Here is a 13561-nt window from a genome sequence, read left to right on the forward strand (position 1 = left end):
CAGGTTTCCGCGCATGATCATGGTCGCGGCACGTCAGTCGACGCTGTCTCCCGCCCGGGGCTTCGTCGCCCGGATGAGGTACCGGTGGTCGTGCGTGGCGAATTCACCCGTCTCGCGGATGCGTGCGTCGAGCCGGCGTAGCGCCACGTCATACGTGCGTACGTCGAAGTCGTCGATCGTCCACGGCACCGCCCGCAGTTGGTAGACGACGGCCCCGATGTCGCCGAAGACGTAGGCCGGCATCTCCTCCCGCGCCTCGTCCACCCGGAAGCCCTGTGCGCGCAGCGCAGCGACGGCGAGGTCGCAGGTTTCCGCGTCTAAGTCGATCGAGGGCGGCGCGCCGAGCGCGGCGTTGATCTCGGCGCCGTTGCGGCTGCCGACCTGCTGGGTGAGGAACACACCACCTGGTGCGAGAGCGCGCCACGTGTCGGCGGCGTCGAGCCAGCCGTGTCGGTTGAGTACGAGGTCGAACTCGCCGTCGGCGACCGGAAGCCGGCCGTCGTCGGTGGTCTGGCGTACCTCGACGCCGAGCGGTTCCAACCGTCGCCGCGCGACGGCGAGGTTGGGCGCCCACCCTTCGAGGGCGACCGTGTACGCCGGCAGGGGGCGCAGCCCGGCCAACTGCTCCCCGCCGCCGGTGTCGATGTCGAGCAGCCGAGCCGCGTCGGCGATGGCGGCGCGAGCGAGATCGGGGTAGGACCACGACAGGTCCTCGCCCGTCGTGCGGTCCCGCAGCCAGCTGAAGTCCCAGCCCTCGAAGGGCGCGGCGAGTGCTTCGGCCACGAGGTGTTCGTACGGTTCCATGGGTGATCACCTGTTCTGGTGCAGATATGTGCGAGGGGATCGGCGAGCGCGGAGCGGTCACGCACAGGGGCCGACGGGCATGCGGCTGCCCCCACGTGGCGGCACAGGGCCAGAGCCACGGGGGTACGGATCAGCCGCTATCTCGCACGCCTGGCAACCTAAGGGTCCGGCAGGCGTCCCGGCAATCGGCTTTCGGCGCGGCGGCCTTCGTCACACCGGGAGGGTGTCGACGTCGTACTTCTGGATGGCCGGATCGCGGGCGGGTCAGCGGAACTTGGCGAGGATCGCGCGGGCGAACGCCTCGTTTGCCTGCTTCGTCCGGCCGGCGTTGTGGGGCGTGTGGACCACGTTGTGCCGGCCGAGCAGCGGATCGGACAGCGGCAGCGGCTCGACGTCCCACACGTCGGCCGCCAGGGCGATCTCGTCCGCGAGGACCCGCCGGCGGATGGCCGCCATGTCACAGATCAGCGCGCGCGTCACGAGCACGACGAGACAGCCCGCCGGCAGGGCGTCGATGTGGTCGGCGGTGACGAGCCCCTCGGTCGACGGCAGCAACGGCACCATCGGCACGAAGATCTCCGCGTCCCGCACGAGCCGGTCGAGGTGGTGCTCGCGGCGGGCGCCGGAGCGGTGGAAACAGGGCTCAGTGGCGTACGGATCCCACGCGGCGACGTCGGCACCCAGCGCCGACACGAAACCGGCGTAGCGGCTCGCGATGTTGCCCGCACCCACGACCCGCACCCGCGCGCCCGCCACGGTGCCGGCTGTGAACCGCGGGTCGTCGCCGTACTGCCCGCCACGCGCTCCGGGGCGCGGCACACCGCCGGGCGGGCTGTAGTCCCACGGCGCCAGGTCGGTGAGCATCTCGTGGTGCAGCTGCGGTATCCGCCGCAGCCCGCACAGCGTCAGCGCGAGCCCGAACTCCGCGACCGACTGGCCCCAGAAGCCTTCGCTCTCGTGGCGGTGGACCTCGACTCCACGGGCGCGCAGCAGCTCGGCCGGTTCGGCGTTCTCGCCGTACGCATCGAGCAGGGCGGCCTCGCGTAGGCCCGCGAACGCCTCGACCGACTCCGGCGTGAACGGCGCCCCCAGGACGACCAACCGGTGCACGGACGCGGGATCGCGGATGGCCTCGTGCACCGGCCGGGCGTCGTCGACATCCAGGCGTACGCACTCCAACGGGCACTGGCCGGGCGGCCACTCGAGGCGGAACGCCTCGGCCACCCAGGGCCAGTGGCCGTCGAAGCTGGCGTGCGAGACGAGGACGTCGCGCGCGGACTCCCCGAGCACTGGCGCTGTCACCGCAGGCCGAGCTGCTTCAGGATCTGGTCGATCTCGGCCATCTCCTGCGCACCCAGCGGACCGTGCGCGATCGCGCCGGCGTTGTCCTGGGCCTGCGCCACCGTCCGGATCCCGGGGATGGGCACGAACGCCGGACTGCGGGCGAGGAGCCAGCCGAGCGCGCCCTGCGCGAGGGTGCGGCCACCGGAGGTGAGGATGTCGCGGATGCGGTCGAGGGCGTCGAGCGTGCGCCCCTCCTTGCCGGAGAAGTCGAAGCGCCGGCGTACGTCGTCGGCGGCGAACGTCGTCTCGCGGGAGAACTTCCCGGTGAGCGCGCCCATAGCGAGGGGACCGCGGTTGATGCCGGCGAGCCCGGCGGACTCGAGCAAGTCGACCATGGCGGGGTTGTCGTCGATCACGTTGGCGTGCAGCTGGATCGCGGCACAGTGCTGGCTGCGGGCGAAGACCCCCGCCCGCTCGGGGTCGTCCGTACTCCACCCGAACGACCGGATCTTGCCCGCGTCGACCAGCTCCTCCAGCGTCGCCACCACCGTCTCGGCCTGCACCGGGTCGTAGTCACCGATGTGGAACTGGTAGAGGTCGATCACGTCGACTCCGAGCCGGGCCAGGCTCGCGTCGCACTGCTCGCGGATGGAGGTGGGCGAGGCGTCCCGGCCGATGGCCCGCTTGGCCTCCTCGTCGAAGAGGTTGCCGAACTTCGTCGCGATGACCACCTCGTCCCGCCTGCCGGCCAGCGCCCGCCCCACCACGCGCTCGCTGTGCCCGGCGCCGTAGATGTTGGCGGTGTCGAAGAACGTCACCCCCGCGTCGAGCGCGGCATGGATCGCCGCGACCGACTCGTCGTCATCGACCTTGCCCCAGCCGATCGGGTTGCCGTCGCGGAATGCCGGACCGCCGATCGCCCAACAGCCGAAGCCGATCGGGCTGACCGCGAGACCGCTGCGTCCGAGGGTGCGGGTGGTGCTCGTCATCGTCATACTCCTGCGAGATCGGGGACTCCCATCCTTTCCTACCCCCTTGGAACTGGTCAGCTAGCTCCCGTACCGGGCTCCGGCTGGCCGATCGCGGCGCACCCGGCGTGAGCTCATCCGGCGTGAGCCCACCCGGCGTGAGCTCACCCGGAGCGGTCCCACCATGCGGGGGCCGGCGTAGCGGCGTTCTCTCCGGGAGAGCTCTCGACGCAGCGGCTGGCCGAGGAACTCACCGAGGATCACGCCCGCCGCCAGCGCCAGCGCATCGGTCGCCGCGTGCAGGAGACCCGTGACGCCGCTGATGCTGTCGCCGTGGGTCAGTTGCAGCATCGCGCTGTAGATCGTGAGGCCCGGCAGCATCGGGATGATCGCGGGGAGTACGACGGTGAGGGCCGGCAGTCGCCGCCGCGTCGCGAACGTGTAGCCACACGCGCCGATCCCGACGGCGACGAGCGCCCGCGCCATCGACGGCGACGTGAGGACCTGGTTGAGCGCCAGGAACGCGGTGTACCCGGCGCCGCCGAGTCCGAAGGCGGTGGGGAGCAGCCGGAGCGGTGCGTACACCCCGACCGCCATGGCCGCCGCGACGATCCCGGCCGAGGCGAACCGGTACGGCAGCCCGCTCACCGTGAACGGCGCAGGCGGCTGTACCGGCATGATGATGCCCAGCTCCCGGGCGACGACGAGCGCCATCGCCACCCCGCCAGTGATGCCTGCCGCGAGGATCAGCACCTCCATCGCCCGGCCGGCGGCGGTGACGACGTACCCCGTCAACGCGTCCTGGACGCACGACAACAGCGCGAGGCCGGGCAGCAACAGGACCACGCCGGCCGCGACCACCAGGGCCGGCTGCACCGAGACGCCGGTGGCGGTCAGGATGGCCGCCACCGCGGTCGCGATGGCGGCGCCGACGAAGTTCAGGTAGAAGTCGGGGACGTTGCGGCGGGCGAGACGCCGGCCGATCCGGTCGATGGCCACCGTCGCGCAGAACGTGATCAACGCGAGGAGCCAACCCCCGCCCAGCTGCACCGCGACCGCGCTCGCCAGCACGCCCCATGCGCAGGTGACGACCCATCGGGGATAACGCTTCGCGGACCGGACGATGGTGTCCAGGCGTACGTACGCCTCCGCGGGTGTCAGCGTGCCCTCGGTCAGTCCCAACACCATCTCGTGCAGGGCGGCGAGGCGGTTGTGGTCGACGGCGCGGACCCGGACGTTGCGCAGGTCGGTGACCGGCAGCTCGGACTCGCCGAAGGCGACGGAGACCAGCACCTCGGTGTGGGTGACGGAGGCCTCGGCGCCGCGGAGCCCCAGTGCGGACGCGCAGGCGACGATCGACGCCTCGACGTCGACCGCTCCCGCACCGCTGCGCAGCAGCAGCTCGCCGAGCCGGAGCAGGAAGTCGAGGGCCCGTCGCAGGTCGGGCCCGCAGTCTCCGTCCGGCATCCGCACGACGTACGGCGAACGTCGCGGGGGCTGGTCAGTGGGGTCCTCCCGGCTGAGCACGGCGCCGGCCGCGCGGCGCAGTCGGGTACGCAGCTTGGGCCGGGCGGGCGTGTCCGCCTGGCTCTGGCCGAGCACCGGCATGCGATTCACCTCCGTACGTACGGACGAACATCTGAGAGCTTTCCCACCCGCCCAGTCCCGGAACACGCCCGGAACGCCGACCACGGACAAGTCAGGTGCGGGGTTCATGGGCGCTCCGGAACAATCCAGGGTTCGCGTGCCCGCGATGTGGACGGGGTCCTTCGACGCCGACTGGGCCGATGCCGGCAAGCGGGCGTTGATCCTGGAGTTCCTGCGTACGACGGAGGAGGAGCCGACCATCATCGGCTCGGGCTCGCACTTCCTCGGCATCGCCCACCGATAGGCGCACGCGCCGCCGGTCGGGTGGCGCATACGCGGCACGTTCGTTCCTACGTCGACCGACGTGGACCCGGGTGCGGCCCGACGCCGGTCGCGGAACACCGGGCTAGGTCCGGGCTAGGGCGACGCCGCGACGTACTCCTTCAACGCCAGCAGCGTCTTCTCCATGTTGCGGCGGTTGTGCTCGGCACGGTTGGCGACGCCTGTGCCCAGTGGTCCGACGATCCTCCGGAAGAACGGATTGGTGAGGTTCCTCGTCCGCTCGGTGACGCGGCACCCACCGTCGGCCGGCTCGATCTCGTACCGCCACTCGGCGATCGGCCACCTCAGGGCAGTCACCTTCCAGGCGAAACATCGTCCCGGTCGGGCCTCGGTCACGGTCGAGGTGGTCCACCAGCGCAGCGGTCCATGCCGGTTCACACCGCGGAACCTCGCACCGACGACCGGGCCGTCAGCTCCGTCGAGCCACCGGCAGGAGACCGTCTCCGCCGCCCACCGGGGGAGCTGGGCGACGTCGGTCACGATGTCGTAGACGGCCCGAGGGTCCGCGGCCATCTCGATGCTCGCCTGCACGTCGTCGCTCATCGGGTTCACGCGAGGTGTTCGGCGCGGACGGGGGGAGCGGAGGCATCGGTCGCGTACGAAGGCGGCCGCGGCTGGAGCCAGCGCACGAAGGCGGGCTTGACCGCGAAGGCGAAGTAGTGGTTGCCCGCGGGGCTGTAGTGGCCGCCGTCGATGTAGTGCCGGTCGATGTACTCCTCCGGCGTTGTCGTGTACGCCGCATAGTCCGCGACGTGCATGGTCAGCGAGTCGACGTACGCGATCCCGAGGTCGTCGAGGAGGGTGACGAACTCCGCGTCGGGACGTGGCTTTCCCGCGCACGCGTCGGCGACGGCATCACCGGGATAGCTCAACAGAACAAGCAGTTTCTTGCCCTGCTCGGCCAACGCGCTCCGCATCCGGTCGAGCAGGATGATCGAGGCACGGAACGCGCAGCGGTCGTAGAACTCGGTTGCCGCCCGTTCCCGGTCCGCCTCGCTGGTGAGATCGAGGGAGAGCCCGAGGGCGGCGGCGGTCTCGGTGTGCTGGGCGAGGAAGTCGAAGTCCCTGGTCCGCTGCCCGACGAGCAGCTGCACCACAAGGTCGTTGTCGTACGAATCGATGAGGAAGTCCCGATCGCACAGCTGGTAGAGGGATTCCGGCGTGGGGCAGGAGTTCGGCCGCTCGACGAGCTGGCCCGCTCCGTCGAACCGCACATGCACCCAGGGGTTCGCGTGGAACATGCTGGTCCGCTGCGAGCGGTGCATCTCCCACCAGCCATGGCCGACGCGCAGCCGCCGGTAGGCGTCCAGGCTGCGGTAGTGGTCGTCGAGGAAGATGTTGAACACGACGTACTCGGCACCCGCGTCCGTGGCCTCTGTCCGCCGCAGCCGACGGTAGGCCTGGTGGACGCCGAACCCGCCGACCCCGAAGTTGCGGATCGGCTCACCGAAGTGCCCGGCGAGATACTCCTGCCAGGTCTCGCCGTCACTGACCTGGTGGCACTGGGTGAAACTGTCGCCGTAGGTGTTGATCCGGCAGGGTCGGTCCGCGCCGTTGATGACCCGGCGTTCGCCGAACCCGCCGTACCGGTAGGTGCTCACCGCACCGTCGACGCCGTCCTGCACCTCGGACGGATGCGGCAGATATCCCAGTTCGCTGTCGAACCTCGCCCACTTGGGTTCGTCCGGATCGAGGAACCGGTCGACCTCCTCCCGGTCCACCACGGCTTCGGCGAGGAAGCGGTGCACCTGGTCGGCAAAGCCCGTCATGCGTTCCTCCTCGGCAGGGGTTTGCGCGACGCCAGGACTACGGTGACGTCAGGGTCTCGACGACGCGGGCGCACCGGGCCGGGTCGATGGTGAGCCCATTTTCCAGCCCCCACAGCCAGTAGTCGACCGACCGGACGAGGGTCCACGTCCGGGCGAGCTCGCCATCCAGCCCCGCGGCCGACACGATCAGGTCGAGACAGTCCCGCACGCCCTTGTCGCCGGGCATGTCGTCGAGTCGCCACCAGAGCAGCTGGGCGATGCCGTACTCCGGCACGCCGACCAGGACTCTCGGGTCGATCGCCAACCAGGGTTCGCGTTCGGCGGCCAGGATGTTCTCGTCATGCAGGTCGTGGTTGACCAGCAGGTCCCCGGTGGCGGAGGCCAGCTCGCGGGCCAGCCCGACCGCCATGGTGAGGTCGTCCGACGGGACCGGATCACCCAACTTTGCCGAACGCTCGACCGCCGATGCGACGAAGGCCTCGGCGACGCCGACGACGGGCGGCAGGTCCGCGTCGGCCGGGGCGGGAACCGCTTGTCGCCGGAGCAATTCGCCCGCCACCGTGAGCGAGTCCTCGAGCGGCAGCGAACGAAGCGAGCGGGAGGCGTCGAGTCGTTCCAGCAGGAGCGCGCCGTCCTCGACGGAGGCGTCGAGCAGTCGGACCATGCCGTGGCCGTCCCACAGTGCCAGCGCCACGACCTGGTTCCGCAGCTCCTGGTCGAGCCAGGCCACCTTGAGGACGCAGGCGGCCCCACCGTCGCGTCGGACCACCGGCACGGCGATCCCGTTGGCGCCGTGCATAGGCGCGCCGTCGATCGTCAGCGACCACCGTACGCAGAGTTCGTCGACGAGCGCGGGGAGCGACTCCGCCCATGCCCGGCCGGCCGCCCCCTCCCGCGAGACGCGGGTGTAGGAGAAGAACGACGGCGGAAGGCTGATCACGACCAGCCATCCTGGCAGACCAGTCGCGGGAGGCCGGGCACACGCCGCTGTCGAGGCTGGCTTCATGATCAAAGTGCGCAAACTGTAGGTGTCGGACCCCTCGGACCTGCAGTTTGCGCACACTCGCCGGTGCCAGAATGGGGCGTGGGCAACCGCGCGAGTTCCGCTTGGCTGGACGACACCGGGCTGGTGACCCTCCCCACCGGTAGTCAGGTCCGCGGGCGGCGGGCGGGAGACGTCACCATCACACCCGCCGACTTCGCCCTGCTGCTGGTCGGGGGACCGGCGCCGGCCTGGCCACATCGGCGTATCCGCTGGCCCGACTTCTGGATCCCCACCGACCGTACCGACGCGCTCGACGCCCTGCGCGAAGCTCTCCGACGGGCACACGCCGGCGAACGCGTCGAGGTCGCCTGCCGAGGCGGCGTCGGCCGCACCGGAACCGCCTTGGCCGCCCTCGCCATCCTCGACGGACTCCCGGCACCACAGGCCGTCTCCTGGGTCCGCGCCCACTACCACCGCCGCGCCGTCGAGACGCCGTGGCAGCGCCGCTGGCTACGTCGGCTGCCCTGACTCAGCTGGACCACCTGGGAGGATCAACCTGTGACCTCCGAACCTGCGGACGGAACGAGCCGCGCCGGCGTCGGCGAGGGCGGGGACCCGGTGTGCTGGCTTCACCTGTTGTGTCCGGAATGCGGCGCGATGATCGAGGACCAGCCTCCCCCGGACCACTGCGTCCGCTGCGGGGCCGAGCTCCCCGCCGACTGACGTCAGCTGGCCGACGTCAGTCGGCGGGCGTCACCGGGTCGTCGTCACGGGGCCGGACCGAGGTCCTTGGTCAGGTGAATGAGATCGGGTACCGCAGGCTCACGCTCCCGCCTGGTCTCGACGTAGCCGAGCCGGCGGTAGAGGCGCAGGTTCGCCGCACTGAGGTGGCCCGTGAACAGACTCGCCCGGTGCGCCGGCGCACTGGTCTCGGCCGCCCGCAGCAGCGCCGTCCCGATTCCCTGCCCTTGCAGATCTGGCGCGACGGCGAGCCGGTTGATGTACAGGACGTCCATGTGTAGCCGCATGCGGACGGCACCGACGAGGCGGGTGCCCGCTGTCGCTGCGATCCCGCTACTGCTGACGATCTCGTCCTCCAGTTCGGCGAGCGTCTGGGTCAGCGGAGGCAGCCGAGGGTCGTCGTAGAGTTGCGCCTCACCGACGAACGCGGCGCGCTGGAGGGTCAACAGTTCTCCCGCGTCGCCGAGGTCGAGCGGGCGTAGCTGGAATCGCGGTCGCGGTGTCATGTCATGCGGTCCTCGTCCTTGCCGGCGTGCCACAGCTCCGCGAGACGGAGTAGTCCGTCGGCGATGACGTCCTCCGGCGCGGCGAACGCCACCCGCAGCCAGCCGTCGAGCGCGTCCTCGCAGCTGAACGTCGGACCGGCCAGGACGTCGACACCAGCCCGACCCGCGCGTTCGGTGAACGTCGTCGCGGAGTGGCCCGCGGGCAGTTCGATCCACAGCGACGCGCCGCCGGCAGGTACGTACGACCGCCAGTCCGGCAGTTCCTCCGCGAGGATCTGCAGGGCGAAGTCCCGCGCGGATCCGAGGGTGGCCCGGCGGTGGGCGCGGGCCTCGGCGGCGCGGTCGAGCAGCCGGGCGGTCACGATCTGCGCGGGGATGGACGTGCCGAGGTCCTCGGCACCCTTGACGATCGCCAGGCGTTCCACGAGGTCGCGGCCGGCACGCAGCCAACCGACCCGCAGGCCGCCCCAGAAGCCCTTACTCGCCGAGCCGAGTGTCAGCACGTCTCCGCCGTACGACGCGAGTGGGGGAGGCGGTGGACCGTCGATGATGGCGTCGGTGGGTGCCGCGTCGTCGACGATCGTGAGACCGGCCTCGGCGGACAGCCTGGCCACCGCCGCCCGCGCCCGTTCGGGCAGGACCGAGCCGGTGGGGTTGTGCACGGTCGACTGCAGGAGGGCGAACACCGGCCGATGGCGGCGTACGGCGGCGGCGAGGGCGTCGATGTCGACCCCTTCGCGCCCGCTGGGTACGCCGACGAGGTGGGCGCCGACGCTGCGCAGAACCTCGATCGCGCCGCGGAACGTCGGCTCCTCCACGATGACGGTGCCGCCCGGCTCGACGAGCGTCTCGGCGACGATCCGCATCGCCTGCTGGGCGCCCGAGGTGACGAGGACCTGACCGGGGTCCGTCCGCAGGCCGAGGGCGGTGTAGTAGCTGGCGACGGCGGTCCGCAGGACCGGAAGGCCACGGGGGACGTATCCATGCGACGGCAGGGTCCCGGCGAAGTCCGCGGCGGAGAGCCGGTCGAGCTCGTCGGCGACCATCGGGATCCCTGGGAGTGCTGCGCTGCGGAGGTCGATCCGGGCGTTCAGCTGTCGGGTTCCCCGCGGGCCGGCGACCAGCGTGTCGGTGACGAACGACCGGAGCCGGTCGTCCCCGCGGGCGTTCGCGTGTCCGGCCGCGGTCGACACGAAGGTGCCCGTGCCGGTGCGGCTGACCAGGATGCCCTCGGCGCGTAGGGTGTCGAACGCCTGACCCACCGTCGTCCGCCCGAGTCCGAGGGCCGACGCGAGGATGCGTTCGGACGGCAGGCGGGTGCCGGCCGGCAGCTGGCCGGCGCGGACCAGTTGGCGCAGCGCCTCGGCGAGTCTGGTGCTCAGCCCGCCTGGCTGGTCGGCCCACCCGTCCAGCAGCCGGATCAGCCGCGGCGCGCCGAAGTAAACCACCGGCGCCGGATTGGATCTGGTGCTGCTGGTAGCCATCGCCCGATCATCGCCAAGTCGGAACGGAATTGCACTCCCCAGCGGGTAGGCAGGAGGGATGACCGGTGCCAACCGTCGTACTTCTGGGCACTCTGGACACCAAAGGTGCGGAGTACGCCTTCGTCCGCGACCGGCTTGTCGAGGCCGGTGTCGACGTGGTGGTCGTCGACGCGGGAGTGCTCGCGAGCCCGGCGGCCGGCGAAGGCTCGGCCGACGACCTGATCGCGGCGGACGTGCCGGCGAGCGAGGTCGCCGCGGCGGGTGGCGCGGATCTTGCCGCTCTCGCCGCAGCCCGGGACCGCGGCGCGGCCGTCACCGCGATGGCGCGGGGCGCCGCCGAGGTGCTGGGGCGCCTGCACCAGCAGGGATCCTGTGCGGGGGCGCTCGCCCTCGGCGGGACCGGAGGGACGTCGATCGCCGCGCAGGCGTTCCGCGGACTACCCCTCGGCGTACCGAAGGTGATCGTCTCGACGGCCGCCTCCGGCGACACCCGGGCGTACGTCGCCGAGAGCGACCTCGTGCTCTTCCCCAGCGTGACCGACGTCGCCGGCGTCAACCGACTGTCGGCGCGGATCCTCGCCAACGCGGCGGCCGCCCTGGCCGGCATGGTGACCGCGCCGGAACCCGCGGTCGCCGCGGAGCGGCCACTGCTGGCGGCGAGCATGTTCGGCGTGACGACGCCGTGCGTCACCGCCGCCCGTGAGCTGCTCGAGAAGGGCGGCTACGAGGTGCTGGTGTTCCACATGACCGGCGTCGGCGGTCGTACGCTCGAAGGGCTCGCCGCCGACGGCTGGCTGGCCGGCGTCCTCGACGTCACGTCCACCGAACTCGCGGACGAACTCGTGGGCGGGGTGTTCTCCGCGGGTCCGGGTCGGCTCACCGCCGCCGGCGCCGCGGGGGTGCCGCAGGTGGTGTCGGTCGGGGCGCTCGACATGGTGAACTTCGGCCCGAAGGAGACGGTGCCGGAGAAGTTCGCCGACCGGAACCTCTATGTCCACAACCCGAGCGTGACGTTGATGCGTACGACGCCGCAGGAGTGTGCCGAGCTGGGGACCCGGCTGGCGACGCGGGTGTCCGCGACCACCGGACCGGCCGCGGTCTTCCTTCCGCTGAAGGGGATCTCGGCCATCGCCGGCGAGGGCGGGCCGTTCCACGACGCCGACGCCGATGCTGCACTCTTCGACGCGATCCGGTCGACGCTGGACCGTACGCGGGTCGAGCTGATCGAGCTGGACCTCGACGTCAACGACCCGGCGTTCGCGGCGGCGATGGTCGAGAAGCTCGACGCCTACATCACGGGGAGCAAGAGGGGAATGGCATGAGCCGGCTGACCAGGGAGTCCATCCTCACCCGCCTGCGTGCCAAGGTCGCGGCCGGCCAGCCGATCATCGGCGGCGGCGCCGGCACCGGCCTGTCCGCCAAGTGCGAGGAGGCCGGTGGGATCGACCTGATCGTCATCTACAACTCGGGCCGCTACCGGATGGCAGGGCGCGGATCCCTCGCCGGGTTGATGGCGTACGGCAATGCCAACGACGTCGTGGTCGAGATGGCCCGTGAGGTACTGCCGGTCGTTAGGCACACGCCGGTGCTGGCGGGGGTCAACGGGACCGACCCGTTCTACGACCCGGACGTGTTCCTGCCCGAACTGGCCCGGCTCGGTTTCGCCGGCGTCCAGAACTTCCCGACGGTCGGGCTGATCGACGGCGTGTTCCGCGCCAACCTCGAAGAGACCGGGATGAGCTACGCGCTCGAGGTCGACATGATCCGCCGGGCGCGTGGCTTCGACCTGCTGACCACGCCGTACGTCTTCTCCGTCGAGGACGCGGCCGCGATGGCCGAGGCCGGGGCGGACATCGTGGTCTGCCACTTCGGCCTGACCACCGGCGGCGCTATCGGTGCCGAGACCGCGCGCAGCCTCGACGACTGTGTCGAGCTCGCCACCGCCTGGGCGAAGGCCGCCCGCGACGTCCGGGACGACGTGCTGGTCCTGTGCCACGGTGGACCGGTCGCAGAACCCGACGACGCCGCGTACGTCCTGCGTCGGGCGTCCGGTGTCGACGGCTTCTACGGCGCCTCGTCGATGGAGCGGTTGCCGACCGAACGTGCGATCACCGCGCAGATCAAGGCGTTCGTCGACATCGACCCCTCGACCGGCTGAGCCGCCGGAACCGGATCGAACGAGCGGAACGACGAAAGAGGAGCCGATGACGGAAGCCAGCATCACCCGGGCAGGAGACGTCGCCAGCGAGGACTATCCGTGGGGACGCCTCGACTGGTTCGTGTCCAAGGCGCTCGGCAACTCGCGGAAGCTCACCGTCGGCCGCTGCCAGATCGACCCCGGCCAGGCCAACGCGCCGCACTACCACCCGAACTGCGACGAGGTGCTGCACGTCCTGCGCGGCAGGATCCGGCACCGCCTCGGCGACGAGTACGTCGAGATGGCCGAGGGCGACACGATCTCGATTCCGACGGGAGAAGTCCACAACGCCGAGAACATCGGGAACGACCGGGCAGTGCTGCTGATCACGTTCTCCACAGCGGACCGCCAGGTCGTCACCGTGGATTGAGGGTGAGCCAACCTTGTCATCGACATCGCCGGCCGTGACCGCCGTCGTCAACGCCGACGTCCCCGGCCCCCTGATCACACCAATCCGCGTTTCCTGTACCAACAGAACGCTCTTCGTGACGCGCTCGTGGCGAGTCTGCATTTCGATATCTTCCATCGGCACGCCGACCGGCTGGTGATGGCCAACATCGCCCAAACGGTCAATGTTCTCCAGGCGATGGTGCTGACCGACGGTGACCGACTGCTGAAGACGCCGACCTTTCACGTCTTCGAGATGTCGTCGACGTGCCCGACCATTCGTTCCTCACTGTCTCTGCGCGACTCGGCTGACCTGCCTGCTCGACATACTGGCTGGCAGATTCGGCCAGAATGCAAACCATTGAACGCCCAATTGGCTATGGCATCCCCGAATGTGGCCATGCCAGGATGGCTCCGCGACGTTGACCGTGCGTTCGGACCTGGACGCCTGAGGTTGATCTGAATGTCGACGTCTGGACGTTGAACCCACAGGCAAAAGATAGGGGC

16 protein-coding genes are annotated in these 13561 nt (G+C 70.7%); 7 read left to right on the forward strand and 9 right to left on the reverse strand.

Annotated features, from left to right (window positions below; genetic code table 11):
- Nucleotides 1-33 precede the first annotated feature (33 nt).
- The 4 genes from ABN028_RS01335 to ABN028_RS01350 all read right to left on the reverse strand — a co-directional run bounded on the left by ABN028_RS01335 (nt 34) and on the right by ABN028_RS01350 (nt 4664).
- Nucleotides 34-804: a methyltransferase domain-containing protein gene (locus ABN028_RS01335; RefSeq protein WP_349695297.1), complete on the reverse strand. Its 771-nt coding sequence runs from the start codon at nt 802-804 to the stop codon at nt 34-36.
- Nucleotides 805-1068: 264 nt separating this feature from the next.
- Entirely contained in the window at nt 1069-2106 is a 1038-nt protein-coding gene (locus ABN028_RS01340) for an NAD(P)-dependent oxidoreductase (protein ID WP_349695298.1), read from the reverse strand.
- Complete coding sequence (locus tag ABN028_RS01345) at nt 2103-3077, reverse strand: aldo/keto reductase (RefSeq protein ID WP_349695299.1); 975 nt, start codon at nt 3075-3077, stop codon at nt 2103-2105. The genes ABN028_RS01340 and ABN028_RS01345 overlap by 4 nt, the downstream gene beginning before the upstream one ends.
- 60 nt (nt 3078-3137) lie before the next feature.
- Complete coding sequence (locus ABN028_RS01350) at nt 3138-4664, reverse strand: threonine/serine exporter family protein (protein WP_349695300.1); 1527 nt, start codon at nt 4662-4664, stop codon at nt 3138-3140.
- Between ABN028_RS01350 and ABN028_RS01355 the strand changes: the two genes are divergently transcribed.
- Entirely contained in the window at nt 4663-4947 is a 285-nt protein-coding gene (locus tag ABN028_RS01355) for a hypothetical protein (protein ID WP_349695301.1), read from the forward strand. The two genes, ABN028_RS01350 and ABN028_RS01355, sit on opposite strands and share 2 nt — an antisense overlap.
- A 113-nt stretch (nt 4948-5060) precedes the next feature.
- Here ABN028_RS01355 and ABN028_RS01360 read toward each other — a convergent pair whose 3' ends face one another.
- The 3 genes from ABN028_RS01360 to ABN028_RS01370 are packed head-to-tail and all read right to left on the reverse strand — an operon-like array spanning nt 5061 to nt 7694.
- Nucleotides 5061-5528, reverse strand: a complete 468-nt coding sequence (locus ABN028_RS01360) for an SRPBCC family protein (RefSeq protein WP_349328982.1) — start codon at nt 5526-5528, stop codon at nt 5061-5063.
- A gap of 5 nt (nt 5529-5533) precedes the next feature.
- On the reverse strand, nt 5534-6754 hold the full coding sequence (locus tag ABN028_RS01365; RefSeq protein WP_349695302.1) for an SGNH/GDSL hydrolase family protein: 1221 nt from the start codon (nt 6752-6754) through the stop codon (nt 5534-5536).
- Nucleotides 6755-6791: 37 nt separating this feature from the next.
- Nucleotides 6792-7694, reverse strand: a complete 903-nt coding sequence (locus ABN028_RS01370; protein ID WP_349328980.1) for an aminoglycoside phosphotransferase family protein — start codon at nt 7692-7694, stop codon at nt 6792-6794.
- Nucleotides 7695-7838: 144 nt separating this feature from the next.
- On the opposite strand from ABN028_RS01370, the gene ABN028_RS01375 reads away from it, so the two are divergent.
- Nucleotides 7839-8267, forward strand: a complete 429-nt coding sequence (locus ABN028_RS01375) for a protein-tyrosine phosphatase family protein (RefSeq protein ID WP_349695303.1) — start codon at nt 7839-7841, stop codon at nt 8265-8267.
- Between the two features lie 30 nt (nt 8268-8297).
- A complete protein-coding gene (locus ABN028_RS01380; protein WP_349328978.1) occupies nt 8298-8462 on the forward strand; it encodes a hypothetical protein in 165 nt (54 codons plus the stop codon).
- Between the two features lie 44 nt (nt 8463-8506).
- On the opposite strand, the gene ABN028_RS01385 is transcribed toward ABN028_RS01380, so the two are convergent.
- A complete protein-coding gene (locus tag ABN028_RS01385) occupies nt 8507-8986 on the reverse strand; it encodes a GNAT family N-acetyltransferase (RefSeq protein WP_349328977.1) in 480 nt (159 codons plus the stop codon).
- A complete protein-coding gene (locus ABN028_RS01390) occupies nt 8983-10470 on the reverse strand; it encodes an aminotransferase-like domain-containing protein (RefSeq protein ID WP_349695304.1) in 1488 nt (495 codons plus the stop codon). The genes ABN028_RS01385 and ABN028_RS01390 overlap by 4 nt, the downstream gene beginning before the upstream one ends.
- A gap of 65 nt (nt 10471-10535) precedes the next feature.
- Between ABN028_RS01390 and ABN028_RS01395 the strand changes: the two genes are divergently transcribed.
- Genes ABN028_RS01395 through ABN028_RS01410 form a run of 4 tightly spaced genes read left to right on the forward strand, consistent with a single transcriptional unit; the run spans nt 10536 to nt 13517 of the window.
- Complete coding sequence (locus ABN028_RS01395; RefSeq protein WP_349695305.1) at nt 10536-11792, forward strand: Tm-1-like ATP-binding domain-containing protein; 1257 nt, start codon at nt 10536-10538, stop codon at nt 11790-11792.
- Complete coding sequence (locus ABN028_RS01400) at nt 11789-12628, forward strand: phosphoenolpyruvate hydrolase family protein (protein ID WP_349695306.1); 840 nt, start codon at nt 11789-11791, stop codon at nt 12626-12628. Before ABN028_RS01395 ends, ABN028_RS01400 begins: the two co-directional genes overlap by 4 nt.
- A gap of 46 nt (nt 12629-12674) precedes the next feature.
- A complete protein-coding gene (locus ABN028_RS01405) occupies nt 12675-13037 on the forward strand; it encodes a cupin domain-containing protein (RefSeq protein ID WP_349328973.1) in 363 nt (120 codons plus the stop codon).
- 24 nt (nt 13038-13061) lie between these two features.
- Complete coding sequence (locus ABN028_RS01410; RefSeq protein ID WP_502879158.1) at nt 13062-13517, forward strand: alpha-L-arabinofuranosidase C-terminal domain-containing protein; 456 nt, start codon at nt 13062-13064, stop codon at nt 13515-13517.
- Nucleotides 13518-13561: the final 44 nt, after the last annotated feature.

This window comes from Actinopolymorpha sp. B17G11 (assembly GCF_040196095.1).
GTDB lineage: Bacteria > Actinomycetota > Actinomycetes > Propionibacteriales > Actinopolymorphaceae > Thermasporomyces.

Bases quoted from the DNA above. Each gene is read 5' to 3' on its own strand.
- ABN028_RS01350 (WP_349695300.1), bottom strand. From the start codon at position 4,664: ATGCCGGTGCTCGGCCAGAGCCAGGCGGACACGCCCGCCCGGCCCAAG.
- ABN028_RS01390 (WP_349695304.1), bottom strand. From the start codon at position 10,470: ATGGCTACCAGCAGCACCAGATCCAATCCGGCGCCGGTGGTTTACTTC.
- ABN028_RS01385 (WP_349328977.1), bottom strand. From the start codon at position 8,986: ATGACACCGCGACCGCGATTCCAGCTACGCCCGCTCGACCTCGGCGAC.
- ABN028_RS01355 (WP_349695301.1), top strand. From the start codon at position 4,663: ATGCGATTCACCTCCGTACGTACGGACGAACATCTGAGAGCTTTCCCA.
- ABN028_RS01345 (WP_349695299.1), bottom strand. From the start codon at position 3,077: ATGACGAGCACCACCCGCACCCTCGGACGCAGCGGTCTCGCGGTCAGC.
- ABN028_RS01360 (WP_349328982.1), bottom strand. From the start codon at position 5,528: ATGAGCGACGACGTGCAGGCGAGCATCGAGATGGCCGCGGACCCTCGG.
- ABN028_RS01405 (WP_349328973.1), top strand. From the start codon at position 12,675: ATGACGGAAGCCAGCATCACCCGGGCAGGAGACGTCGCCAGCGAGGAC.
- ABN028_RS01400 (WP_349695306.1), top strand. From the start codon at position 11,789: ATGAGCCGGCTGACCAGGGAGTCCATCCTCACCCGCCTGCGTGCCAAG.
- ABN028_RS01335 (WP_349695297.1), bottom strand. From the start codon at position 804: ATGGAACCGTACGAACACCTCGTGGCCGAAGCACTCGCCGCGCCCTTC.
- ABN028_RS01365 (WP_349695302.1), bottom strand. From the start codon at position 6,754: ATGACGGGCTTTGCCGACCAGGTGCACCGCTTCCTCGCCGAAGCCGTG.